Source organism: Citrobacter tructae (assembly GCF_004684345.1).
Classification (GTDB): domain Bacteria; phylum Pseudomonadota; class Gammaproteobacteria; order Enterobacterales; family Enterobacteriaceae; genus Citrobacter; species Citrobacter tructae.
On record NZ_CP038469.1, the window covers coordinates 2,143,426 to 2,168,556 of the forward strand.

General features: G+C 52.2%; 21 protein-coding genes and 1 other annotated feature. Of the genes, 10 read left to right on the plus strand and 11 right to left on the minus strand.

The window, feature by feature from the left end:
- Positions 1 to 107: 107 nt before the first annotated feature.
- From adk to E4Z61_RS11150, 3 genes are all read right to left on the minus strand, one after another.
- On the minus strand, positions 108 to 752 hold the full coding sequence (adk, locus tag E4Z61_RS11140; RefSeq protein ID WP_096758027.1) for an adenylate kinase: 645 nt from the start codon (positions 750 to 752) through the stop codon (positions 108 to 110).
- 166 nt (positions 753 to 918) lie between these two features.
- Positions 919 to 1,824: a glycyl-radical enzyme activating protein gene (locus E4Z61_RS11145; RefSeq protein ID WP_135322820.1), complete on the minus strand. Its 906-nt coding sequence runs from the start codon at positions 1,822 to 1,824 to the stop codon at positions 919 to 921.
- Positions 1,825 to 1,832: 8 nt separating this feature from the next.
- Positions 1,833 to 4,124, minus strand: a complete 2,292-nt coding sequence (locus E4Z61_RS11150; RefSeq protein WP_135322821.1) for a pyruvate formate lyase family protein — start codon at positions 4,122 to 4,124, stop codon at positions 1,833 to 1,835.
- A gap of 242 nt (positions 4,125 to 4,366) precedes the next feature.
- On the opposite strand from E4Z61_RS11150, the gene E4Z61_RS11155 reads away from it, so the two are divergent.
- Entirely contained in the window at positions 4,367 to 6,277 is a 1,911-nt protein-coding gene (locus E4Z61_RS11155) for a PTS fructose transporter subunit IIABC (RefSeq protein ID WP_135322822.1), read from the plus strand.
- 37 nt (positions 6,278 to 6,314) lie between these two features.
- Positions 6,315 to 7,001 (plus strand): GntR family transcriptional regulator, encoded by a 687-nt coding sequence (locus E4Z61_RS11160; RefSeq protein ID WP_135322823.1) that lies wholly within the window; start codon positions 6,315 to 6,317, stop codon positions 6,999 to 7,001.
- Positions 7,002 to 7,060: 59 nt separating this feature from the next.
- On the opposite strand, the gene htpG is transcribed toward E4Z61_RS11160, so the two are convergent.
- The 6 genes from htpG to E4Z61_RS11190 all read right to left on the minus strand — a co-directional run bounded on the left by htpG (position 7,061) and on the right by E4Z61_RS11190 (position 13,170).
- Complete coding sequence (gene htpG / locus E4Z61_RS11165) at positions 7,061 to 8,935, minus strand: molecular chaperone HtpG (RefSeq protein WP_135322824.1); 1,875 nt, start codon at positions 8,933 to 8,935, stop codon at positions 7,061 to 7,063.
- A gap of 110 nt (positions 8,936 to 9,045) precedes the next feature.
- Positions 9,046 to 9,651 carry a recombination mediator RecR gene (gene recR / locus E4Z61_RS11170; RefSeq protein ID WP_135322825.1) on the minus strand — a complete coding sequence of 202 codons (606 nt, stop codon included), beginning with the start codon at positions 9,649 to 9,651 and terminating at the stop codon, positions 9,046 to 9,048.
- Positions 9,651 to 9,980, minus strand: coding sequence for a YbaB/EbfC family nucleoid-associated protein (locus tag E4Z61_RS11175; RefSeq protein WP_003021764.1), 330 nt, complete (start codon positions 9,978 to 9,980; stop codon positions 9,651 to 9,653). The genes recR and E4Z61_RS11175 overlap by 1 nt, the downstream gene beginning before the upstream one ends.
- 62 nt (positions 9,981 to 10,042) lie before the next feature.
- Positions 10,043 to 11,968, minus strand: coding sequence for a DNA polymerase III subunit gamma/tau (dnaX, locus tag E4Z61_RS11180; protein WP_135322826.1), 1,926 nt, complete (start codon positions 11,966 to 11,968; stop codon positions 10,043 to 10,045).
- Positions 10,646 to 10,710 (minus strand) — a sequence feature (DnaX frameshifting element). (Overlaps the previous gene by 65 nt.)
- A gap of 119 nt (positions 11,969 to 12,087) precedes the next feature.
- A complete protein-coding gene (apt, locus tag E4Z61_RS11185; protein WP_135322827.1) occupies positions 12,088 to 12,639 on the minus strand; it encodes an adenine phosphoribosyltransferase in 552 nt (183 codons plus the stop codon).
- Positions 12,640 to 12,792: 153 nt separating this feature from the next.
- Positions 12,793 to 13,170 (minus strand): DUF454 family protein, encoded by a 378-nt coding sequence (locus tag E4Z61_RS11190; protein ID WP_135322828.1) that lies wholly within the window; start codon positions 13,168 to 13,170, stop codon positions 12,793 to 12,795.
- A gap of 69 nt (positions 13,171 to 13,239) precedes the next feature.
- Between E4Z61_RS11190 and priC the strand changes: the two genes are divergently transcribed.
- Together priC and rsmS are read left to right on the plus strand one after the other, a co-directional pair.
- A complete protein-coding gene (gene priC, locus E4Z61_RS11195; protein WP_167817549.1) occupies positions 13,240 to 13,767 on the plus strand; it encodes a primosomal replication protein N'' in 528 nt (175 codons plus the stop codon).
- Positions 13,768 to 13,781: 14 nt separating this feature from the next.
- Positions 13,782 to 13,931, plus strand: a complete 150-nt coding sequence (gene rsmS, locus E4Z61_RS11200) for a pleiotropic regulatory protein RsmS (RefSeq protein ID WP_135322829.1) — start codon at positions 13,782 to 13,784, stop codon at positions 13,929 to 13,931.
- Between the two features lie 59 nt (positions 13,932 to 13,990).
- Here the strand turns inward: rsmS and mscK are convergent, their stop codons facing one another.
- Both mscK and acrR read right to left on the minus strand, forming a co-directional pair.
- Positions 13,991 to 17,356, minus strand: coding sequence for a mechanosensitive channel MscK (gene mscK / locus E4Z61_RS11205; protein WP_135322830.1), 3,366 nt, complete (start codon positions 17,354 to 17,356; stop codon positions 13,991 to 13,993).
- Positions 17,357 to 17,481: 125 nt separating this feature from the next.
- Entirely contained in the window at positions 17,482 to 18,126 is a 645-nt protein-coding gene (gene acrR, locus E4Z61_RS11210) for a multidrug efflux transporter transcriptional repressor AcrR (RefSeq protein WP_135322831.1), read from the minus strand.
- Positions 18,127 to 18,267: 141 nt separating this feature from the next.
- Here acrR and acrA point away from each other — a divergent pair, with 141 nt between their 5' ends.
- The 6 genes from acrA to E4Z61_RS11240 all read left to right on the plus strand — a co-directional run bounded on the left by acrA (position 18,268) and on the right by E4Z61_RS11240 (position 25,059).
- The gene (acrA, locus tag E4Z61_RS11215; protein ID WP_135322832.1) at positions 18,268 to 19,458 is read left to right on the plus strand and encodes a multidrug efflux RND transporter periplasmic adaptor subunit AcrA; all 1,191 of its coding nucleotides are present in this window, start codon (positions 18,268 to 18,270) and stop codon (positions 19,456 to 19,458) included.
- Between the two features lie 22 nt (positions 19,459 to 19,480).
- Positions 19,481 to 22,630 carry an efflux RND transporter permease AcrB gene (gene acrB, locus E4Z61_RS11220; RefSeq protein WP_135322833.1) on the plus strand — a complete coding sequence of 1,050 codons (3,150 nt, stop codon included), beginning with the start codon at positions 19,481 to 19,483 and terminating at the stop codon, positions 22,628 to 22,630.
- A 484-nt stretch (positions 22,631 to 23,114) separates the two neighbouring features.
- Positions 23,115 to 23,489, plus strand: coding sequence for an Hha toxicity modulator TomB (gene tomB, locus E4Z61_RS11225; protein ID WP_115259201.1), 375 nt, complete (start codon positions 23,115 to 23,117; stop codon positions 23,487 to 23,489).
- Between the two features lie 27 nt (positions 23,490 to 23,516).
- Entirely contained in the window at positions 23,517 to 23,735 is a 219-nt protein-coding gene (locus E4Z61_RS11230) for an HHA domain-containing protein (protein ID WP_002892050.1), read from the plus strand.
- A gap of 185 nt (positions 23,736 to 23,920) precedes the next feature.
- Positions 23,921 to 24,472, plus strand: coding sequence for a maltose O-acetyltransferase (maa, locus tag E4Z61_RS11235; RefSeq protein WP_135322834.1), 552 nt, complete (start codon positions 23,921 to 23,923; stop codon positions 24,470 to 24,472).
- 116 nt (positions 24,473 to 24,588) lie between these two features.
- Positions 24,589 to 25,059 carry a YlaC family protein gene (locus E4Z61_RS11240; RefSeq protein ID WP_135322835.1) on the plus strand — a complete coding sequence of 157 codons (471 nt, stop codon included), beginning with the start codon at positions 24,589 to 24,591 and terminating at the stop codon, positions 25,057 to 25,059.
- Positions 25,060 to 25,131: the final 72 nt, after the last annotated feature.

Genomic DNA, 25,131 nt, shown 5'->3' on the forward strand with positions numbered 1-25,131 from the left:
TTGATTCAAATTGTTGATAATTGTAGCGGAAAAGCGAGGAAGAAGAACTAATTGCTGTGAGAGGTAAAGATTTGCCCGAAAGCGTAGCGCCATCGGGCATTCACGGATTAACCGAGGATTTTTTCCAGGTCTGCGCGAACGGCGGCAACGGCCTGAGTACCGTCAACTTTCGCGTATTTAGTTTGACCCGCTTCCGCTTCTTTCTGGTAGTAACCAATCAGCGGAGCAGTCATCTGATGGTATTCAACCAGACGCTTACGCACGGTCTCTTCCTGGTCATCTTTACGGGTGGTCAGCTCATCGCCGGTCACATCGTCTTTGCCTTCAACTTTAGGTGGGTTGAATTTGATGTGATACACACGGCCAGATGCCGCGTGAACGCGACGACCAACGATACGGTCAACGATCAGTTCGTCCGGTACAGCAAATTCCAGAACGTAATCAACCACAATACCCGCTTCTTTCATGGCGTCAGCCTGCGGAATAGTGCGTGGGAAGCCGTCCAGCAGGAAGCCATTACGGCAGTCTTCCTGTGCAATACGCTCTTTTACCAGCGCGATCACCAGCTCATCAGTCACCAGTTTACCAGCGTCCATGATGTCTTTAGCTTGTTTGCCCAGCTCGGAGCCAGATTTCACGGCAGCACGCAGCATATCACCGGTGGAGATTTGCGGAATACCATACTTCTCCATGATGAACTGAGCCTGAGTTCCTTTACCCGCGCCCGGAGCGCCAAGCAGAATGATACGCATTACGAAAATCCCCTTAAAGGTTGTCGATATTTTTTAAAAAGCGCTAAACGATACCACCATCACGCAATTGGCTCAAGAAAGGTGCTTGGCGCTGAAACGTTTAACAGCAGGATATCGTGAAATATCGTTAATTGCGTATTCTAAATTCTACTTATGCACCCCACGTTTACCCCCGACGCACGACCTTTTCCCCGTTCTGATTCAATTTTTCCAGCGCCTGCGCCACCGTTGCCTCATCCGGTACGCTGATCGTGCAAACGGGGATCTGTCCCAGCTCACGGTGTTTCGCCATGCCCAGGTTATGATATGGCAATATTTCGCTGTGCAGGACAGCAGCGTAGCGCTCGGTTATCGCGCGGATCGCGGCCAGATGTTCATCATTGAGGTTATAGCCCGGAATCAGCGGACAGCGCAGGATCACCTGTGCGCCAATCTCGTTGAGCGTTTCCAGCGTGGCCTCCACCACGCGCTTCGCAATACCGGTGTGCGCCTTGTGCGCACGCGCGTCGGTCACTTTATAATCGAGGAGAAAAAGGTCCACCCATGGGGCAATTTCGCGATACCGCTCTGGACGAGAAGCGCCATTTGTTTCAATACAGACGTGCAAACCAGCGGCTTTCGCCGCTTTTACCAGCGCCAGCGCAAAGGGAAACTGAAACATCGCTTCCCCACCGGACAAGGTTATTCCGCCCCCTGTTTTGTCAAAGTAAGGTTTATCCTTGATGACCTCAGCAATGATTTCAGCAACCTCTCGGGTCTGCCCGTAGATTTTAAGCGCCTGCGCCGGACACGCCTCAACACAGCGTCCGCACGCCTGGCAGGCGGCATAGTCAATCTCATGCCGTCCTTGTGCAAACTGGTGACACCCGTGCGGGCAGACCTCTGCGCAGCGCCGACATTGCAGGCACTTATGTTCCAGAAACGCCAGCTGCTTTTCCGCCCTCAACGACTCCGGATTGTGACACCAGACGCAGCGCATCTGGCATCCTTTCAGAAAGACGGTGGTGCGGATCCCCGGCCCATCGTGCAGTGAAAATTTCTGAATATCAAAAACCGTGCCCGCTTCGCTCATCGTCCACCTCAGTCATTCAGCGTACGGTTCAGGATTTCCTGCTGCACATCTCTGTCCAGATTGACGAAACGCGCGCTAAATCCGCCAACGCGAACAATCAGATTGGGGTAGTTTTCCGGGTGCTGATACGCCGCCTCCAGCTCGCCCTTTCCGACCACGCTGACCATCAACTGCGGCCCACCGCGCTCAAAATATGAGTGCATCAACGCTTCCACCAGCGGACGGCGGGCGTTGAACAAACCTTTGCTAAATTTGATGTTTTGTACCGAACCGGCGTGATATTTCGCTTCCAATTTCAGCAGCGAGTTCAGCATCGCCGTCGGGCCATTTTTATCCGCACCGCTCTGCGGGTTGTTGGCGTTGCTCATGTAAATGCCTTTATGCCGCCCGTCTGCAGACGCGCTGGTCGCCCGCCCCCATTCGGTATTCACCTGGTTGTTAATGATCACCACCAGATAACTGTCCAGACCTACCCGCTTGGCCGCGTCACGCACGCCGTTGCAGACATAATGATGCTGCATCACCGCAAGGTCATCGGCCGCATTGTCGTCATTACCAAATTTAGTCGCAGCAATCAGCGCCCGCTTCAGGTCGTCATAGCCCACAAAATCCGCTTTCAGCGCCGCAATTAGCGTTGTGTAGCTGTAACGTTGCTCGGTAAAAATCACCTGTTTGATCGCCGCCAGTGAATCTGCCGCATTGGTATTGCCGTACGTTTCGTTGGTGCCACCGAGGTAACGTACGCCGCCGTCAAGCAGCGCTTTGCTGCGCGCCACGCAGTCTGCCGTCAGAATCGAGGTAAACAAAAAGCCAACCTGTTCATTCATCACCTGATAAGACAACGCCTGAGCGTGCGCCGTAATATCGATGTAGTAATCCAGCAATCGCTGGAAGTTACCCAGCACCTCATCAAAACACGTTATCTGTTCTGGCGGGGTTAACGCCACGCCGCCGCTTTTTTGTTTGTCATCCCAAAAATCGATGCCGCCACTGAGCGAAATATTGAGAATTTTAAGCAGGTTAATACAGGTATTCGGGGTGCCCACGCTTCGCCCGGCCAGCACAAACTCACCGCAACCAAAGGGAACATACTGCTCGGCCTCGGTTTCCGGCACCTGCATCGCATTCATCACCGCCGGAATATTGACGTCATCGTTATACAGGATGGGGTAGGTCAGGCCGGTGCCAATCACCGTCAGCGCCTGTTGCCAGATAGCACTGCCCATTCCCTGATAAATACGCAAGGTAAATTGCGGTTCTGTATCGCCATTTTCCTCAACGGCCTGGATCGCCAGTCGACAATAAACATCCGCATTTTTCGGGTTACGTCGCCCTTTCCCGCCGACCACCACGCGCCCATTCACCGTGGTTTTCCGCGCTTCAATCAGGCGGTAGTGGGAGCGGATGTAATCAATAGCCATGCGTTCCGTGAGACGTCCGGCTTCGAGATCCGCCACCAGCAAATCGCCCAAATAGTCATCCATACGCCCGTAATTCACTACGCCAGCACACAAGCTATAGAGCCAGCTCAGCTCAATGCCCTGAATGAAAGTCGCAGGTTTGTCATTACGAATGGCGGCCAGTTCACTCATTAACAGCAACAGGTGCTTGCAACGCCTGGCGTCCGTGCAATTCACCATTTCATCGGCGGCAATTTCAATGTGACGGTCAATCACCTGCTGCAAAATGCCAAGCACGTCCTTGAAAGATTGCTGTAATTGCACCGCTGCCTCATCTCCGGCGAGTTCAGACTGCTGTTGCTGCTGATCGATGCGTTGCAGCAACCCGCCGATCCCGAGATCCATCAGTTGCGGATAATCCAGATACATGCCGCTTAAACGCGCCGTCGCAATCGCTGGGAAGTTAACGTCAACAAACTTGCCGAGCGTGTCATCAGTTAGCGCCTGACGAAAATAGACGGAACGGGTGTCATGCTCACGCCAGTAGCGCTCAAGCACATCGATCTGTTGTTGTTGGGCAGGCGTTTCCAGCGTTTCACGCAGCTGGTCTAGTTTTGCAAAATTACAGTAGTGACCTACGCCACCGACAGAAGTAACACAGCCAAAACCAATCGGCAGCGCATCGACACGTCCCAGAATCAGGTCATCTGCACAGGGGCGGCGGAACAGCGTGGGATACAGCGCCTGCAGACAGCGGACCTCGCGCTGAAAACGCTCTGGGGTTGACTGAAATGCCTTGGTGTAGGCTTCCATAATCACGAGTTGTTCTTCCGGGCTCTTTTCGCACGGGATCTTTTTATTCACATCAACTTGTTCGGCGATAATCGCTTGTTTGCTCACAGCCCTGCCTCCAAAAGAAACTTCCCCCTATTAAGTTGTAATTACAAATTACAATCTTTGACCTAAATCAAAAATCAGTAAAAGAACAAATAATCGCCAGTCACAATGTGTGAAATCGCCTGCATAACGAAAAAAACAGCCAATTACGCGTCTGAAGAGATGATCAATATCAAGATCATTTCACTGGTAAACTTTTAGCCTCTGCAAAAGTTGTAATTACAAATAATTATAGAGAGTCTACTGTGAAGATAAACGACCTTGTTCAACCGGCGTTGATTTGTCTGGACCTTAAATCAACCCAAAAAGATACAGCACTCACTGAACTCGCCGACCTGTTATTGCGCGCGAATAAAATTCGCGACACCGAAGCGTTTCTCCAGGAGGTATGGGCAAGAGAAGAAACAGGAAATACCGGATTTGAAGGTGGCGTTGCGCTGCCGCACGCACGCTGCGACAGCGTTTTATTCCCGGCGGTGGCGATTGGTATCAGCCGTCAGGGTATTGACTATGGCGCGGAAGATGACCAGCCGACTCACCTGATCCTGATGATCGCTTCTGCAAAACAGGCTAGCGCTGCGCATATCGATGTATTGGCGCAGATCTCCTCGCGTCTGGTTGAAGATGATAGCGTCAGGCAAATCCTCGCCTGCCAGGACGCTCAGGCAGTCGTGGACTATTTCTGCCAGCAAGAAGAGCCTCACGCAAAAATCAATATTGCGGCTTCGCGTGGGCTGATTATCGGCGTAACCGGCTGCCCGGTAGGCATTGCGCACACCTACCTGGCCGCAGAGATGCTGGAAAAAGCCGCAGCGGAAATGGGCTATGAAGCCATTGTTGAAACCAACGGTTCTATTGGCGTCAAAAACGCACCAACCGAGGAAGAGATCGCCCGGGCGGACGCCATTGTTGTCGCCTGTGATAAACAGGTCTCCCTGGATCGCTTTAACGGTAAGAAAGTGATTATTACAGGCGTTAAAGCCGCCATCAAAGATGCGCAGGGATTAATTCACCAGGCACTGTCAGCACAGCCCTACCAGGCGAAAAGCACCACAAAAACCCAGGCGTCGAGTACCACGGTGCGCAGCCAGTTGTACAAGTCGCTGATGAACGGGGTCTCCTATATGATCCCATTCGTGGTTACTGGCGGGCTGATGATCGCCCTCGCGCTGGCGCTGGGTGGCGTACCAACACCGTCCGGGCTGGCTATCCCGGAAGGAAGCCTGTGGAATCAGGTGCTTAATGTCGGCGTCGTTGGCTTCACGCTGATGATCCCGGTGCTCGCTGGGTATATTGCTTTCGCCATTGGCGAACGGCCTGCACTCGCGCCTGGGCTTATCGGTGGCTGGATCGCCAATACTGGTTCATTTTACGGTGCCAGCGCCGGTTGTGGATTTATCGGTGCAATTATTGCCGGACTGCTAGTGGGCTATTTCATCCGCTGGCTGACCCACCTTTCATGGCACAAAATGCTGTTACCGCTGGTGCCTATCATGATCGCGCCCATTGCGGGTACGGCCTTCATCGCCGCGTTGTTTATCTTCGTTATCGGCGCACCGGTGGCCGATCTGATGGCCTTCCTGAATCATCTGCTGACCAACCTTTCCACAGGCAACATCATTTTAATTGGCCTGGTGATGGGGCTGATGCAGGGCTTTGATATGGGGGGACCGTTTGGCAAAGTGGTCTTTATGTTTAGCGTGGGTCTTATCGCCCAAGGGCAAACTCAGTTTATGGGTGCGCAGGCGGCAGCTATTCCGGTTGCGCCGCTGGGTATGGCACTGGCGGCATTTATCGGCAGACGCTTTAATTTGTTTGACGATGAAGAGTTCGAAAACGGTAAGGCGGCGGCAGCCATGGGGCTGGTCGGGATTTCTGAAGGAGCGATTCCTTTTGCCGCCCGCGATCCGCTGTCTGTGATCCCGGCCAACATGATTGGATCTGCGGTGGCGTGCATCCTCGGCTTTGTATTCGGTTTGCATTGCAATGTCGCACATGGCGGGCCAATCATCGTTCTGCTTGGCGGTTTCGATCAGCCGCTGATGGCATTGATCGCAATGAGCGGTGGCATTATCACGACTGCCACAATTGCTATTGCGCTCAAACGACTTAGAATGGCGAAAAAACAGCAATTTCTCGTTCAATCGCAAGCCTAACCAAGGGCGCGTCGCCAGACGCGCCAGAACGGACGCCATGAAGTATCTTGATATCTATCTGTTGTTAAGAGAGAAAATCCTCAAAGGGGAATACGCTGCCGGTGAGCCGGTGGAAGGTGAACATGCTCTTGCAGAGCGCTATGGTGTCAGTCGACCGACCATTCAGAAAGCCGTTGCGCGCCTGAAAAGAGAGTCTTTTGTCCATACCCGGCAGGGTTCAGGGATCTTTGTGAATCCGCCGGAGTTTTATCAGGACAACAACGTCATTACCCTGTCAGAACGTATTCATCGGGATCAAACGCTGGATAACGTGGTGCTCAGTTATGACATGCTGTCTAACGATGCAGAGATAGCGGCGCTTTTCGGCTTGCCACCAGAAACGCCGCTGATCCACTTTCGCAGAATGCGCATCATCAACCAGCAACCCACCATCATTGAAGAAACCTGGATGCCCCGAACGCTATTCCCAGAGTTTACTCAGGAAAACTGTCGACAGTCGGTGTTGCACTACATTGAGCAAACCTGCGGTTATACCATTAGCCATGATGTAAAGGTCTGGTCAGGAAAAATACTTAATGCAGATGAGGCCTGGTTGTTACGTTTACCGGAAGGTCAAATAACACTTTGCATCGAACACAAAGTCTATCTGCAAAACGGTGAATTGGCGCAGTACACACTGGAGACGCTAGCGACAAACAGCGTCACCACGGTGTCGATGCGCTAAGCGTAAAAAAGGGCAACTTGCGTTGCCCTTTTATGGTGATGCTCAGTGTGTCGTGAAAATTACGACACCAGCAGTTGGTTCATGCGACGGATGAACTGGTTAGGATCTTCCAGTGTGCCGCGCTCAGCGAACAGCGCCTGATCCAACAGCAGTTCAACCCACTCTTTAAACTGCGCTTCGTCCTCGGTATCCGCCGTGCGTTTTACCAGCACGTGGTCCGGGTTAAGTTCAAAGATGTATTTTACTTCCGGTACGGCCTGGCCTGCAGCAGCAAACAGCTTCGCCATCTGGGTGCTCATTTCGTCCGCATCGGTGGTCACAATGGCCGGGGTGTCGGTCAGACGGTGCGTCAGACGGACCTCTTTAACGCGGTCACCCAGTAGGGTTTTCACGCGCTCAACGAACGGCGTCAGCGCTTTTTCGGCTTCTTTCGCATTCTCGTCAACTTCATCCGCCAGCTTGTCGATAGATTCATCGGCTTTCGCCACAGACTGGAACGGCTTGCCATCGAACTCGGTCAGATAGTTCATCATCCACTCATCGATGCGGTCAGAAAGCAGCAGGACTTCGATGCCTTTCTTACGCAGCAGCTCCAGGTGTGGGCTGCTCTTCGCCGCCGCATAGCTGTCTGCGGTGATGTAGTAGATCTTCTCCTGACCTTCTTTCATCCGCGACACGTAGTCTTCCAGCGACACGGTCTGCGCGGAAGAGTCAGTGTGCGTGGAGGCAAAGCGCATCAGCTTAGCGATGGTTTCCTGGTTGGCATGGTCTTCCGCCGGACCTTCTTTCAGTACCAAGCCGAACTGTTTCCAGAAGGTCTGGTATTTTTCTGCATCGTCTTTCGCCAGTTTTTCCAGCATTTGCAACACACGTTTAGTCAGCGCGCTGCGCAGGTTACGGGTGACGGTGCTGTCCTGCAGGATCTCACGAGAAACGTTCAGCGGCAGATCGTTGGAATCTATCAGACCACGCACAAAGCGCAGGTAGTTCGGCATAAACTGCTCAGCGTCGTCCATGATGAACACGCGCTGGACGTACAGTTTCAGACCGTGTTTGTGATCGCGGTTCCACATGTCCCATGGTGCCTGCGACGGGATATACAGCAGGCTGGTGTATTCCTGCTTACCTTCCACACGGTTGTGACTCCAGGTCAGCGGATCAGTGAAGTCATGCGCGATATGTTTGTAGAACTCGTTGTACTCGTCGTCTTTGATTTCCGACTTGTTACGCGTCCACAGCGCCTGTGCCTTGTTGATTTTCTCCCAGGAAACTACGGTTTCACCGTCTTTCTCTTCCTGTTTTTCAATTTCTACCGGCAGTGCGATATGGTCGGAATATTTGCTGATGATGGAGCGTACGCGCCAATCATCGAGGAACTCATCCTCCCCTTCACGCAGGTGCAGAGTAATTTCTGTGCCACGATCGTCTTTGGTGATATCGGCCACGGTGTATTCACCTTCGCCCGCCGACTCCCAGAACACACCGTTCTCAGGCTTGTCGCCCGCCGCACGGGTGCGTACGGTGACTTTATCTGCAACGATAAACGCCGAATAGAAACCGACCCCGAACTGACCGATCAGCTGGCTGTCTTTCGCCTGATCGGAACCCATAGATTCGAGGAAAGATTTGGTACCGGATTTGGCAATGGTCCCCAGATGATCGATAACGTCATCGCGGTTCATCCCCACACCGTTATCGGCAATGGTCAACGTACGCTTATCTTTATCGAAGGAGACGCGCACGCGCAGTTCACCGTCACCTTCATACAGGTCCGGGTTCGACAGTGCACGGAAACGCAGCTTGTCAGCCGCATCCGAGGCGTTAGAGATAAGCTCACGCAGGAAGATTTCTTTATTGGAATACAGAGAATGGATCATCAGGTGCAGAAGCTGTTTTACCTCTGACTGAAAACCACGAGTTTCTTGTCCTTTCATGTAGGTCTACCTCAACAATGCCATTTTTAATGGTAAAAACACGTTGAGGGTGAAATGGGGACAAGCGGGAAGGATTTCAAGCGGAAGCCGCCGTCGCGGCTTCCGTTTGTTCAGAATTTAATCTTATGACGCCCTGCCAGAGAATGTGACAGCGTGGTGCCATCGACCATTTCCAGCTCGCCGCCTACCGGTACGCCATGGGCGATACGGCTGGCTTCAACGTCATATTGCATGCACAGCTCAGCAATGTAGTTGGCAGTAGCCTCGCCCTCGACCGTCGGGTTGGTCGCCAGGATCACTTCATTGATTTGCTCAGACGCCAGTCGCTGCTCCAGACGATCAAGCCCGATATCATCAGGCCCGATACCGTCCAGCGGCGACAGGTGTCCCATCAGCACGAAGTAGCGGCCAGAAAACTGCCCCGTTTGCTCAATGGCGTAGATATCCGCTGGACTCTCTACCACGCAAATTTGGCCGTTTTCCCGACGACGTGGATTCGCACAGATGTTGCATACATCCTGCTCGGTGAAGGTGCGGCAATCAGCACAGTGGCCGATTTCCGACATCGCCTTCGTTAACGACTGCGCCAGACGCATCCCGCCGCTGCGATCGCGCTGGAGTAGCGCGAACGCCATGCGCTGTGCTGATTTCGGGCCAACGCCCGGTAGACAGCGCAGCGCTTCCATAAGCTGAGTTAACAGCGGGCTGGTTTGCATCAGAACGGCATCTTAAAGCCAGGAGGCAGTTGCATACCGGAGGAAACGGAGGCCATTTTCTCTTTCTGGGTCTCTTCAATGCGACGTGCCGCGTCGTTGAATGCCGCAGCAACCAGATCTTCCAGCATCTCTTTGTCGTCTTCCAGCAGGCTTGGATCGATTTCCACGCGACGGCAGTTATGCGCGCCGTTGATGGTCACTTTCACCAGACCAGCGCCAGACTCGCCGGTCACTTCCAGCTTGGCGACTTCTTCCTGCATCTGCTGCATTTTTTCTTGCATCTGCTGGGCCTGTTTCATCAGGTTACCCAGACCGCCTTTACCAAACATAGGCTTCTCTCTCAATCACGTTAAGGGATGACAACCATAAAACCATGGAAAATGGCTCACGATCAAATGGGGCGAATACTCTCTTCGTCCAGCTCCGCATCAAAGAAACGACGCAGCGTCTGAATGTTATTATCCGCAATAATTGACTCACGCGCCTGCGCGAGTTTTTCTTCATAAATGGCCTGACGCCACTCCAGCGGCGTGCGCACCGCAGGATTATCATCTTCAACGATGGTCAATTCAACCGCTGAGCCCGTTAAGGTGCTCAACGCTTCGGCAAGACGCTGCTGTGCACCGCTGGAATTGAGGTGCCGCTGCGTGGAACGCAGGTGCAGGCAAACCACGTTACCTTTCTCTTCTTTCCACGCATTGAGCGCCACCTGCTCCACCAGCTTGGGCAGCGAAAGCTGACTGACCTGCGCGGCCCACGGGTCGCGCTCAATGGCTTCGGCCGCAAGCTTAGCCGCCAGTTCCGGCGTTTTTTCATGCTCAAGCGCTTTTTTCAACGCTTTCGGCGTGGCAACGACTTCTTTTACTTCTGCAACGGGATTGGTCGTCTTCCAGCGATAGGCTTCTTTTTTCGCAGGCGCCTGCTCCAGTGCAGAGGCAGCAGGGCGAGCCTGAACGCGTTCCGACACCGAAGCCAGTCTTTCCAGCGCAGCATTATTCACCGGCCGCGCGCGGGATGCGGCTGCCGGTTCACTCTTTTTTGCTTTGGTCGCTCCCTGAGCACGCTGCAGCTGACTACGCGCAGCCAGCACCTGGCTGGTCGCCTCAGACAACGGTACGTCCTGATGCGCAGGAGCAGAATGTTGCTCCTGAGTCTGCGTCGGCGTCATTACTGTGGCGGGAGCCACGGGCGTAAACGACTGGCGCGGTACTTCGGGTTCCGGTAGCGGCACGCGCGGATGAAAAGCCAGCGCCCGCAGCAGCGTCATTTCTACGCCCATGCGCCGATCCGGTGCATACGGGAGCTCTTTACGCCCGATCAACAGGGTCTGGTAATACAGTTGAATATCAGTCGGCGGCACGGTCCGCGCCAGCTCGCGCATACGCTGTTCAATAGCGGCCATATCGCTACCGAGCGCCGCGGGCGATAGCTGAACCATCGCAATACGGTGTAGCAATGCCAGCATTTCAACCAGCAGCGCTTCCCATTCAATGCCGCGTGCGGCAGCATCATTGACCAGCGCCATTGCACGTTCGCCATTACCGGCAACCACCGCCTCAACCAGAGACAGCGCCTGGTCGTCGTCAAGCGTGCCGAGCATGGTGCTCACCGCCTGAGTTGAAACCTGTCCATCGCCGCTGGCAATCGCCTGATCGGTCAGGCTCAGCGCATCGCGCAGGCTGCCATCCGCCGCGCGAGACAGCAGTTGCAGCGCGCGCGGTTCGTGAGCGATATGTTCCTCATTGAGGATATGCTCAAGCTGATGGCGAATTTGCTCAACATCCAGCGCTTTAAGATGAAATTGCAAACAGCGCGACAGGATAGTGACCGGCAGCTTCTGCGGATCGGTGGTCGCCAGCAGGAACTTAACGTGTGCCGGCGGCTCTTCGAGCGTTTTCAGTAAAGCGTTAAAACTGTGGCGCGACAGCATGTGCACTTCATCGATCAGATAGACCTTGAAGCGTCCACGCGCGGGCGCGTACTGGACGTTATCCAGCAGGTCGCGAGTGTCTTCGACCTTGGTGCGCGATGCGGCGTCGATTTCAATCAGATCGACAAAACGCCCCTGCTCGATTTCACGGCAGTTGTCGCACACCCCGCAAGGCGTGGCGGTAATGCCGGTTTCACAGTTGAGTCCCTTCGCCAACAGACGGGCGATAGAGGTTTTTCCGACGCCACGGGTGCCGGAAAAAAGATAAGCATGATGAATACGCCCTAACGACAAGCCGTTAGCCAGTGCCGTCAGCACATGTTCCTGGCCGACGACGTCAGCAAAGGTTTGTGGGCGCCATTTTCGGGCTAAGACCTGATAACTCATTGGCAGGCTCTGAAAGGCTGGAGGGTGGATTCACAGGAGGATAATGCTACCACAACCTCGCACCGACGGCGAGGTTGTGTGTCTCGGTATTACTTCAGCCGGGAAAAGATAGCCCGAACTCAGTGTCCCGGGAATGGAACCAGGCTGTAGCAGGTCAAACCCTGTTTTTCCAGACGCTGTTCGCCGCCCAGATCAAACAGGTTGATGATAAACGCAGCGTCGGTCACTTCACCACCCAGACGGCGGATCAACTTCACGGTCGCTTCAATCGTTCCGCCGGTTGCCAGCAGATCGTCCACAACCAGAACTTTGTCACCTGGCTTGATAGCATCAACATGGATTTCCAGCTGATCGGTGCCGTATTCCAGCTCATAGCTTTCAGCAATCACTTCACGTGGCAGTTTACGTGGTTTACGCACCGGAACAAACCCAACGCCCAAACCCAATGCTACTGGCGCGCCAAACAGGAAACCACGCGCTTCGGTGCCGACAACTTTGGTGATGCCCGCATTTTTGTAACGCTCAACCAGCAGTTCAATGCTGAGTGCGTAGGCTTTCGGGTCTTCCAGCAAGCTGGTGACATCGCGGAAAAGAATGCCCGGTTTTGGGTAGTCGTTGATGCTTTTGATGCTATCTTTGAGAAACTCAAGCTGCTGTGCAGTTGCGGTCATAAGTTTGTGCCTGATTGATACGGTATTACTTCACGGCGCACGTGAAAAAGAGCAAAGGTTACATCTGTTTAACCTTTGACCGCCTGCGCCTGTGCTCGAAAACGGTCAAATCTACTGGCTGCGTGAGACAATTGCAACAGCGATTATTATGCTTCAGTGCTTTTGTTGCTCTTCATCAATCACCGGTATCCGCCACATAAATATCAGCAGGCAGGCAAGAATAATCAACAACAATATGCGAACCCAATTCATATGCACTAACCACAGCGAAACGCCAAACGTCACCAAAATAAACAGAATAGCGCGCGGCTTTGCCCCAGGCGGCATCGCGCGGTGTTTCTGCCAGTGGCGTAGATAACCGCCGAACCACGAACGGTAAAGCAGCCAGTCGTGAAAACGCGGCGATGAACGGGCAAAACACCAGGCAGCCAGCAGGATAAATGGCGTCGTGGGCAACAGTGGCAATACCACACCCAACGTGCCGAGTACTACCGCTATCCAGCCAATGATGATTAGAATAATGCGTTGCATAATATCAATACTTAACACAGAGAATCGCTACTTTAGCATAACGGTTCTCATTTTCATCGGAGTGTTCTCGTGAAAATCGCCCTGCTGTTTCAGAAGCTCGAAAGCCAGCTCAACAGCCTGCGGCAGCTTTGCGCCCCGCTGGCGCACCACGCGACACTGAGCGCCCGTTTCGATCGCCATCTTTTCCGCACCCGCAGCACACGGTTACAGGCCTGTCTGGATGAAGCTGATGCTAACCTGAGCGCGTTACGTCATGCCGTTGAACACCAGCAACGCCCACAAGTTGCCTGGCTTGCAGAACATCTGGCCTCACAACTGGAAGCTATTGCGCGCGAAACGGCTACCTGGTCGCTAAGAGAGTGGGACAGCGCATCGCCAGGGCTTGCCCGCTGGCAGCGCAAACGCGTTCAGCATCAGGAATATGAGCGCCGGTTGGTCGAGATGACGCGCGAGCGTAAGGCTCAACTGGCTCAGGCAACCGGTTTTGAGGAGCAGCAGCGCCTGCACCGGGAAGTGGAAGCCTTCGAGGCGCGTCTGGCACGCTGTCGCCATGCGCTGGAAAGAATAGAAAACGTGCTTGCGCGTATAACCCGTTAGTCGTCGGAGAATGTATGTCACTTGAAAACGCCCCGGACGAGGTCAAACTGGCCGTCGATTTGATTGTCTTGCTTGAAGAGAATCAGGTTGCGCCTGAAATCGTGCTGAAAGCACTGGAGATTGTTAAGCGGGATTACGAAAAGAAACAGCTATCTACATCCTAAAAAGAACGGTAGCAGGAATGTCGGATGGCGCTGCGCCATCCGACAATCACATTTACCCATTAACCTACTGAAGGTGTCGGATCATCACCTTTGATGATGTCACGCTTAACCTCGGTCACGGTATCACCTTTGGCGTTATGCAGGTGCACTTCGAGTTGGTTAAAAGCGATATCAATGTTGTTTTCACGGCACAGACGGTCGACCGCACGGTTAAGTTCATCTACCGTGTGGCTACGATCGCGCAGTTCACGGACATACAGACGCAGTTCGTGATCCAGCGTGCTGGCACCGAAAGCAGTGAAGAACACGGCCGGTTCAGGATCGTGCATCACTTTCGGGTGTTCCACTGCCGCTTGCAGTAGCACTTTCTTCACTTTATCGAGATCTGAGCCGTAGGCGACACCGATGCGGATCACCAAACGCGTGGTGGTATCCGAGAGCGACCAGTTGATCAGTCGCTCGGTCACAAACGCTTTATTCGGGATGATCACTTCTTTGCGATCAAAGTCGGTAATGGTGGTCGCGCGAATACGAATTTTACTGACTGTTCCGGAGTAAGTACCGATCGTGACGGTATCGCCGATACGCACCGGGCGTTCGAACAAAATAATCAGACCCGAGACAAAGTTACCGAAGATTTCCTGTAAGCCGAAACCGAGACCAACCGACAAGGCCGCTGCCAGCCACTGTAATTTATCCCACGATACGCCGAGCGATCCAAAGACCGTCATCGCACCGATGGCGATAATCGCGTAGTTAAGGATCGTGGTGATTGCGTACGATGCCCCCTGGCGCATTTTCAGGCGCGAGAGCACCAAGACTTCCAGCAGGCCGGGTAAGTTGCGGATCAGCGCCCATGCCACCATTGACGCAATGATCGCGAACAGCAGGCTACCCATAGTGACATTTTTCACCACGGCGGCCCCGGCCTCTGTACCGTTGTAATGCCAGAGCGTGATGCTGTCGAGATAGCTGAACACAGTGATCAGATCGGACCATATAGCCCAGAACATAACGCCAAACAGAGCCACCATCAGCAGCATCGTAATGCGCAATGTTTGCTGGTTTACCTGCTCAAGCGCAATAGTGGGTTCTTCTTGCGGCTCAGCGCCTTCAGCCCCTTCTTTTACCAGGTTTTCGCGACGGGCAAGCGCACGACGCCAGGCAATTCGGCGCGCCGCAACGCTTAACCCACGCAGCACCGTCTGGTACAGCAGGTTCCAGATGATCACCAGATATACGGTCTCAATCCAGCGACCGGATAAACGCAGCGTGGTATAGAAATAACCGGTCGCCGTCAGCACCATTAGCGCGATCGGAATAATCGACAGTACGGTAATCGTCACCAGACGCAAACCATGCGATTCCTTATCACGCCAGCTTTCGCGGCACATTGGCCACACCAGGAACGCGATCAGCAGCAGGTTCAGGAAAATAACGACCTGACCGAGCACATCGTCCATCAGGTTGAGCGGCGAAAGTTCAGCGACCACCGACCAGAAATTCAGTGGCAACAGCGCGAGGCTAATGCGCACAATCTGGCGGCGCCAGTGGCTGGTCTGCTTCGCTGGCATACCGAAGTGGCGGATTGCCACGCCATCTTTTTCCAGAACCTTCCAGCACAGGCCAAACACCAGCCAGAAGACGGCCATCTTCTTGCTAAATGCCCACAGCAGATCGCTGACGTTCAACTGCATAGTCAGCAGAATCAAACCTACGGCGAGGATTATCAGGCAAGCTGGTAAGGCACGAATCAGATCAATGAGTATCGCTTTTGGCGTGTTCAACTGGCTGTCATTACGCAAGTTACCCACCGCGGCGGCGAGCTTCGCCTGATACGCCTTCAGCCATTTCAGCCGCCAACGGATAAGCCCAGCCACCAGCAACAGCGGCAAGCCGGCCAGAAATGCGATAAACACCGCTGGCCAGGCTTTTTCCCAGTTCACAGTGATTTTCATCGACTTAAACTGGTCTTTCAGCGTTTGCGGGAAAGATTTGACCCAATCCCAGTCCATTGGGCGGTTACTGTTAACCCAGAAGATTTGCTGAGTGAGGATGCTCTTGAGGTTTTTCGACACACTCATTAACTGCTGCTGATTGATCTGCAGGTTAATGGCCATCATTAGCTGATTGCCCAACTGCTTATTCAGCTGATCCAGCAGTTCACGACGCATATCCACAACCTGTAGCAGCGCATCATGCACTTCGCCGTTCACTTCATTGCTGTGCCCTTCTTCCAGTTTGGCAACGAAGGCATCATTCTGGAACAGAGCATCGCGCTGCTGGTTGACTTCAAATTGCTCCAGACGCAGATCGGCAATTCGGTTGGTCATATCGGCAAGCTCATCCGCCGACGGCAACGTTTGTTGCTGCTGATACAGAATGCGCGACAGCAGCAGGCTGCCCTTCAGCACGGCGATTTGTTCTTTAATATTGCGTTCTGACTGCAGCGCACGATCAAGCCAGTTTTTGACTTTAATATTTTGCTGCATCAGCGAGTTGCCGTTTTCCGTGGCGGAAATCAGGCGCTGGCTGAGCTGATGGTTAATATCCAGTTCCTGTTTCACCAACGGGTTGGTCTGGATACGCTCTGCCTCGTCAGGCGTTACGGCTTCCTGCGCAGTTTTTTCGGTTAACGTCAGACGCTTACTGTTCACCGCTTCCTGCAGTAGTTGGAGCTGATGCTCGAGCCGATTACTGTTGGCCGTCACATAATCCCGTTGTTTTTGTAAGGTATCCTGCAAAACGGTATTGCCTTCCAGGCTTTTACGCTGCTGGTCGATCTGAGCATTCAGCAATGCCTGCTGCGCCTGAAGCAGTACCTGCTGGCTGGGGCGTAACGCCGCTTCGCCGACACTGGTGCCATCCAGTCGATTGCGGATTTGCTGCAGTTGCTGTGAAGCGGTGTACATCGCGTTTTGCACGCGCTCAGGCTGCGTCTGAAGCGATACCAGTTGGCTGTTATAAGCCGCCAGATCGTTTTGCGCGCTTTGCAGATCATCCAGTACCTGGGCGACGCGCGATTCGAGTTGTCGCAGAGAGAGCGTACTCAGCGTTTTTCGCGTTTCATCGTCATTATCGACATCGCTGAGCGAACTTAATGCATCCGTCGCCTCGCGCATTTTTTCCGGCGCCTGTGCCACTTTCTGGCGTAGCTGAACGGTCTCGTCTTTCACGCGCTCAATTTTGTCCAGCGCGGCGAGGGTATCGATGAGATCCTGCTGAACCAGTTTATCCTGCGCGGAAAGGTCTTTTTGTTTATTCAGCGTGTCTAGTTGGCTCTGAATATCCGCTTTCGTCGGCAGTTCGCCATTCTGTTGCGCTCGCGCAAATGCTGATGACTGGCAAGACAGCAATAGAATGAAGAAAATAATGGTAATAGCAATGAGATGCTGTGAACGTTTATATAGCTGCAACATAGTCATGAGAATGAACGTTTCTAACCGGAAAAGTGACCGAAAATAGTCAAGCGGCTAGAATATCACGGCTGTGACAGACAGAATAGCGGGAGGGAAAGCGTCCAGGAAAATTCCTGGTATCGGCCCGCAGATTAGCAGGTCTCCGGCACACGTAGTGTAGGACAAAGCAGACACATTTCCAGCAGCACGGCGACATATTCACGCGCATCTTTTTTGAGATCAAAAGACTCAGGGGCAAATAACCAGTTTTCTAAAATACCGGAAAGATAGCTGCGCAGTAACACCGCCACGCGACGTGTGTTCAGGTTCTCCGGCAGCATTTTTGCATTCATGCAGTTGCGTAACGTCTGCTCGATACGGTCGTAGTTTTCAAGGCACAGGCTGCGTTGCGCTAGTTGGACGGTGGCTATTTCCCCGACAAATTCGCATTTGTGGAATATAATCTCCATTAATAAACGTCGGCGTTCTTCTGTCACAGTAGCTTCAAGAACGTAAACTAAAATTTCTCTTAATACTGATAGTGGATCGTCAGGGAATTTTGCCTGATACTCAGACTCTAGTTCATCAATATTGGGTTTTGCCAGCTCCCAGATTTCACTGAATAAATCCGACTTGTTTTTGAAATGCCAATAGATTGCACCGCGTGTGACGCCAGCGGCTTTTGCGATCTCCGCAAGCGAGGTGGAAGATACCCCTTGTTGCGAGAACAAACGCAGAGCGACATCAAGAATGTGCTGACGCGTTTCCTGCGCTTGTTGTTTGGTTTTTCGTGCCATATGTTAGTGAATTTACAGGCGTTAGATTTACATACATTTGTGAATGTATGTACCATAGCACGACGATAATATAAACGCAGCAATGGGTTTATGGGCTTTAAGCCATTGATCAATTTGAAATCGGACACTCGAGGTTTACATATGAACAAAAACAGAGGGTTAACGCCTCTGGCAGTCGTTCTGATGCTCTCAGGCAGCTTAGCGCTAACAGGATGTGACGACAAACAGGCCCAACAAGGCCAGCAGATGCCAGAGGTTGGAGTTGTGACGCTCAAAACTGAACCTCTACAGATCACAACTGAACTCCCGGGTCGCACCAGTGCTTTCCGCATTGCAGAAGTTCGCCCTCAGGTTAGCGGCATCATCCTGAAGCGTAATTTCACAGAAGGCGGTGACATTGAAGCGGGTGTGTCTCTCTATCAGATTGATCCTGCTACTTACCAGGCCGCGTATGAAAGCGCAAAAGGCGATCTGGCTAAAGCACAGGCGGCGGCTAATATCGCTCAACTGACGGTGAAACGTTATCAGAAACTGTTGGGTACCAAATACATCAGTCAACAGGACTACGATACCGCTCAGGCCGATGCACAACAGGCGAATGCCGCCGTTGTTGCAGCTAAAGCTGCAGTAGAAACGGCTCGCATCAACCTGGCGTATACCAAAGTCACGTCGCCAATTAGCGGCCGCATTGGTAAGTCTGCCGTCACGGAAGGTGCTCTGGTGCAAAATGGTCAGGCGACCGCACTGGCAACCGTTCAGCAGTTGGATCCCATCTATGTCGACGTTACGCAGTCAAGCAACGATTTCCTGCGTCTGAAACAAGAGCTGGCAAATGGCAAACTGAAGCAAGAGAACGGCAAGGCGAAAGTTGAGCTGGTGACCAGTGACGGCATTAAGTTCCCGCAGTCCGGTACGCTGGAATTTTCTGACGTGACGGTTGATCAGACCACCGGTTCTATCACGTTGCGCGCCATCTTCCCTAACCCGGATCACACCTTACTACCGGGTATGTTCGTCCGTGCTCGTCTGGAAGAAGGGATCAACCCAACGGCAATACTGGTTCCGCAGCAAGGCGTGACCCGTACACCGCGCGGTGAGGCCAGTGCGTTAGTGATCGGTGCAGATGACAAAGTGGAAACCCGCCAAATTGTGGCAGCACAAGCAATTGGCGATAAATGGTTGGTCACAGAAGGACTGAAACCGGGCGACCGCGTGATTGTGAGTGGGCTGCAAAAAGTACGTCCTGGCGCGCAGGTAAAAGCACAGGAAGTCACCGCGGATAACAACCAGCAAGCCGCAAGCGGTAACCAGCCTGAACAGTCCAAGTCTTAACTTAAACAGGAGCCGTTAAGACATGCCTAATTTCTTTATCGATCGCCCCATATTTGCATGGGTGATCGCCATTATCATCATGTTGGCAGGGGGGCTCGCGATCCTCAAATTGCCGGTAGCGCAATATCCGACTATTGCACCGCCAGCAGTGACGATCTCCGCGACCTACCCTGGCGCTGATGCGAAAACAGTACAGGATACTGTTACGCAGGTTATCGAACAGAATATGAACGGTATCGATAACCTGATGTACATGTCCTCAAACAGTGACTCCACGGGTACCGTGCAGATCACCCTTACTTTCCAGTCAGGTACTGATGCGGATATCGCGCAGGTGCAGGTTCAGAACAAACTGCAGCTGGCGATGCCGTTATTGCCTCAGGAAGTTCAACAACAAGGGGTTAGCGTTGAGAAGTCCTCAAGTAGCTTCCTGATGGTTGTTGGTGTTATCAACACCAACGGCACCATGACGCAGGAGGATATTTCCGACTACGTGGGCGCCAACATGAAGGACGCCATCAGCCGTACTTCGGGTGTGGGTGACGTTCAGTTGTTCGGTTCCCAGTACGCGATGCGTATCTGGATGGATCCGAACAAACTGAACAACTTCCAGTTGACGCCGGTTGATGTGATCAGCGCGATTAAAGCACAAAACGCCCAGGTTGCAGCCGGCCAGCTTGGTGGTACGCCACCGGTGAAAGGCCAGCAGCTTAACGCGTCAATCATCGCACAAACCCGTCTGACCTCTGCCGATGAGTTCAGCAAAATTCTGCTGAAAGTAAATCAGGATGGCTCTCAGGTTCGTTTGCGTGACGTGGCGAAAGTGGAGTTGGGTGGCGAAAACTACGACATCATTGCGAAGTTTAACGGCAAACCAGCCTCCGGTCTGGGTATCAAACTGGCAACAGGCGCTAACGCTCTGGATACTGCTAACGCCATCCGCGCTGAACTGGCGAAGATGGAGCCGTACTTCCCTTCAGGCCTGAAAATTGTTTACCCGTATGACACCACGCCGTTCGTGAAAATCTCGATTCACGAAGTGGTGAAAACGCTGGCGGAAGCGATCATCCTCGTGTTCCTGGTAATGTATCTGTTCTTGCAGAACTTCCGTGCGACGTTGATTCCAACAATTGCCGTACCGGTGGTGCTGCTAGGTACTTTTGCCGTCCTGGCTATTTTCGGCTTCTCGATAAACACCCTAACAATGTTCGGGATGGTGCTCGCCATCGGCCTGTTGGTGGATGACGCCATCGTGGTGGTCGAAAACGTTGAACGTGTTATGGCTGAGGAAGGGCTACCGCCGAAGGAAGCAACGCGTAAATCAATGGGCCAGATTCAGGGCGCACTGGTGGGTATCGCGATGGTGCTGTCAGCGGTATTTATCCCGATGGCGTTCTTCGGTGGTTCTACCGGGGCAATTTACCGTCAGTTCTCCATCACCATTGTTTCCGCGATGGCGTTGTCAGTCCTGGTGGCATTGATTCTGACCCCTGCCCTGTGTGCGACCATGCTCAAACCGATTGCTAAGGGCGATCACGGAGAAGGCAAAAAAGGCTTCTTCGGCTGGTTTAACCGCATGTTCGATAAGAGCACGCACCATTACACCGACAGCGTAGGCGGTATTCTGCGCAGCACCGGTCGTTATCTGGCGCTGTATCTGATCATCGTCGTGGGTATGGCATATCTGTTCGTTCGTCTGCCAAGCTCCTTCCTGCCTGATGAAGATCAGGGGGTATTCCTGTCTATGGCTCAGCTACCAGCGGGTGCAACGCAAGAGCGTACTCAGAAGGTGCTGGACGAAATGACGGATTACTATCTGACCAAAGAAAAAGCGAACGTTGAATCGGTGTTTGCCGTTAACGGCTTCGGTTTTGCGGGACGTGGTCAGAACACCGGTATTGCCTTCGTGTCGTTGAAAGACTGGAGCGAACGTCCGGGCGAAGAGAACAAGGTCGAGGCGATCACCGCTCGCGCAATGGGGGCGTTCTCGAAGATTAAAGATGCGATGGTGTTCGCCTTTAACCTGCCAGCGATTGTCGAACTGGGTACCGCTACCGGTTTTGACTTCCAGTTGATTGACCAGGGCGGTCTGGGCCATGAAAAACTGACCCAGGCGCGTAACCAGTTGTTTGGTGAAGTGGCCAAACATCCTGATCTGTTGGTGGGTGTTCGTCCTAACGGTCTGGAAGATACGCCGCAGTTCAAGATTGATATCGATCAGGAAAAAGCACAGGCACTGGGCGTTTCCATTAGTGATATTAATACAACGCTGGGTGCAGCATGGGGCGGAAGCTACGTGAACGACTTCATCGACCGTGGTCGTGTGAAGAAAGTTTACGTTATGTCTGAAGCTAAATACCGTATGTTGCCGGAAGATATCGGAAACTGGTACGTCCGCGGTAGCGATGGACAAATGGTACCATTCTCCGCCTTCTCCACCTCACGTTGGGAGTACGGTTCACCGCGTCTGGAACGCTATAACGGCCTGCCTTCCATGGAAATCTTAGGCCAGGCCGCACCGGGTAAAAGTACCGGTGAAGCCATGGCAATGATGGAGCAACTGGCGAGCAAACTGCCGTCAGGTATCGGCTATGACTGGACCGGCATGTCCTATCAGGAACGACTGTCTGGCAACCAGGCCCCTGCCCTGTATGCCATTTCACTGATTGTCGTCTTCCTGTGTCTGGCTGCACTGTATGAGAGCTGGTCAATTCCGTTCTCCGTTATGCTGGTGGTTCCGCTGGGGGTTATCGGTGCGTTGCTGGCCGCGACGTTCCGCGGGCTGACCAACGATGTTTACTTCCAGGTAGGCCTGCTCACAACCATTGGGTTGTCGGCGAAGAACGCGATATTGATCGTCGAATTCGCCAAAGACTTGATGGATAAAGAGGGTAAAGGTCTGATCGAGGCAACGTTGGACGCGGTCCGCATGCGTTTACGTCCGATCCTGATGACCTCGCTGGCCTTTATTCTGGGTGTTATGCCGCTGGTTATCAGCTCTGGCGCAGGTAGTGGCGCGCAGAATGCCGTCGGTACAGGCGTAATGGGCGGGATGGTCACAGCAACCGTACTGGCTATCTTCTTCGTTCCGGTGTTCTTTGTGGTGGTCCGCCGCCGCTTTAGCCGCAAGAGTGAAGATGTTGAGCACAACCACCCGGTTGATCACCATTGATTCATCGCTAATGAAAAGGCCGCGCAAGCGGCCTTTTTTCTGTCAAAATCATAAAATTCACTTATTGTGATTACGTTTATTTTATGTCGGATGAATAAACGATATAATCCCTGTAGGCTTAAAGGCTATTCTTAAAACCCATAAGATTTCTTATTTAGTTTAATAAACATTAAGATTAATCCTAGCCACTCATCGACATTGTTCGAGGCTACCTTTGATTACTAAAGCTAAACCGGTTAACCTGATGATTGCCCAAACAATAAAGAAGTTGTTCCATTTCGAATACCTACATTTATCAGGTAGAATGTAAAAAGGGGACCCCATCATAATTTTGCGTAATTGTAATTTTTCGTGATATGACGATGAAATCTTTTTTAGAGTAGATTATAGTTAAATCATCAGGAGTCACGGGCAAGTTCCAGGTAGTTTGTTGTATCCACCCCGAAGGTGTTCGGTTAGTTAACCACTAAGAAGGGGATGCGTTATGGACGAGTACTCACCCAAAAGACATGATATAGCACAGCTTAAATTTCTCTGTGAAACCCTGTATCATGACTGTCTTGCAAACCTTGAACAAAGCAACCATGGCTGGGTTAATGACCCAACCTCTGCAACCAGCTTGCAGCTCAATGAACTGATAGAGCATATTGCAACCTTCGCACTTAATTATAAAATTAAGTACAATGAGGACAATAAGCTGATCGCACAGATTGATGAATACCTGGATGACACTTTTATGTTGTTCAGCAATTATGGTATTAATACGCAGGATTTGCAGAAATGGCGAAAGTCCGGGAATCGACTGTTTCGCTGTTTTGTCAATGCCACCAGGGCTAATCCTGTTAGTTTGTCTTGTTAAAAATTATTACAATCATAGGTAAGAGTTATGTCTGATAAACCATTAACTAAAACAGATTATTTGATGCGCCTGCGACGCTGCCAGACAATTGACACGCTTGAGCGCGTTATTGAGAAAAATAAATATGAATTGTCCGACAATGAACTGGCTGTATTTTACTCAGCAGCAGATCATCGCCTTGCTGAATTGACGATGAATAAGCTCTACGACAAGATCCCAACTTCCGTTTGGAAATTTATACGCTAATTGCTCACGAGGTTAAGTCAGGTATCGCGGTACATTTGTCTGGCTGACCAATTCCTCATTTATACAACTATTATTTAATCCAAATCACGTGATTGCGATCACAGCGAATCGACGGGAACGTTCCCCTTTCGCACATAGCGTTTTACTGTATTGCAATGAGCCATCAGCAAACAGGAAAAGTCGTAATGAGTGAGGAAAAAACAAAGATGATCGCCGGCGAACTGTATCGCCCGGCAGACGATACGTTGCGCAACGACCGACTACGCGCCCGTCAGTTGACTCATCGATACAATCTCACCACGCCCGATGAAATCAGCGAACGTCAGGCTATCCTGCATGACCTGTTGGATCAGAGCGAAGGGGCTTACATTGAACCCTCTTTCCGTTGCGACTACGGCTATAACATCACTCTCGGTAAAGAATTTTACGCCAACTTCGACTGCGTGATGCTTGATGTCTGCCCGATCCATATTGGCGATAACTGCATGCTGGCACCGGGAGTCCATATCTATACCGCAACACATCCCCTGAATGCTGATGAGCGAAACAGTGGTAAAGAATTGGGTAAACCCGTTACCATCGGCAATAACGTCTGGATAGGCGGACGCGCAGTGATAAACCCTGGCGTAACGCTGGGAGACAACGTGGTAGTGGCTTCAGGGGCAGTGGTAACCAAAAACGTCCCGGCCAATACCGTTGTAGGCGGCAATCCTGCACGGATCATCAAAACGCTTTGAGCTCAAATGTAACTGTTATGCTAAATTGTGGTTAATCTGTTACTTTTTTCAGGCGCTATCCCCTTTTAAAATAGGTCGATCCTACCTGAATATTGAAGACATCACGAAGGCAAGAGATGACAGAAATACAGCGCCTGCTCACCGAAACAATTGACGACTTAAATACTCGCGAGAAGCGCGATAACAGACCACGTTTTAGCATCAGTTTCATTCGCAAACATCCGGGACTGTTTATTGGCATGTATGTCGCCTGGTTTGCTACGCTGGCGGTGATGCTGCAATCAGAAACGCTGGTCGATTCGGTGTGGCTGCTGGTGGTGCTGTTTGTGATTCTGAACGGTTTTTTCTTTTTTGACGTCGCGCCGCGTTACCGCTTTGAAGACATTGATGTGCTGGACTTCAGAGTCTGCTACAACGGCGAATGGTACAACACGCGTTTTGTTCCGCCGACGCTCATAGAGACCATACTGCATTCACCACGGGTGGATAGCGAACGTAAGGCACAACTGCAAAAAATGATGACGCGTAAAGGCGAACTCTCTTTCTACGATGTCTTCACACTCACCCGCGCAGAGGTCAGCCAGTAACCTGCCTGCCCGCCGATAAAAAAGTGCGTACCCTCTGGTACGCACCTGGCTCCCTGGAATGTTGGCAAAATA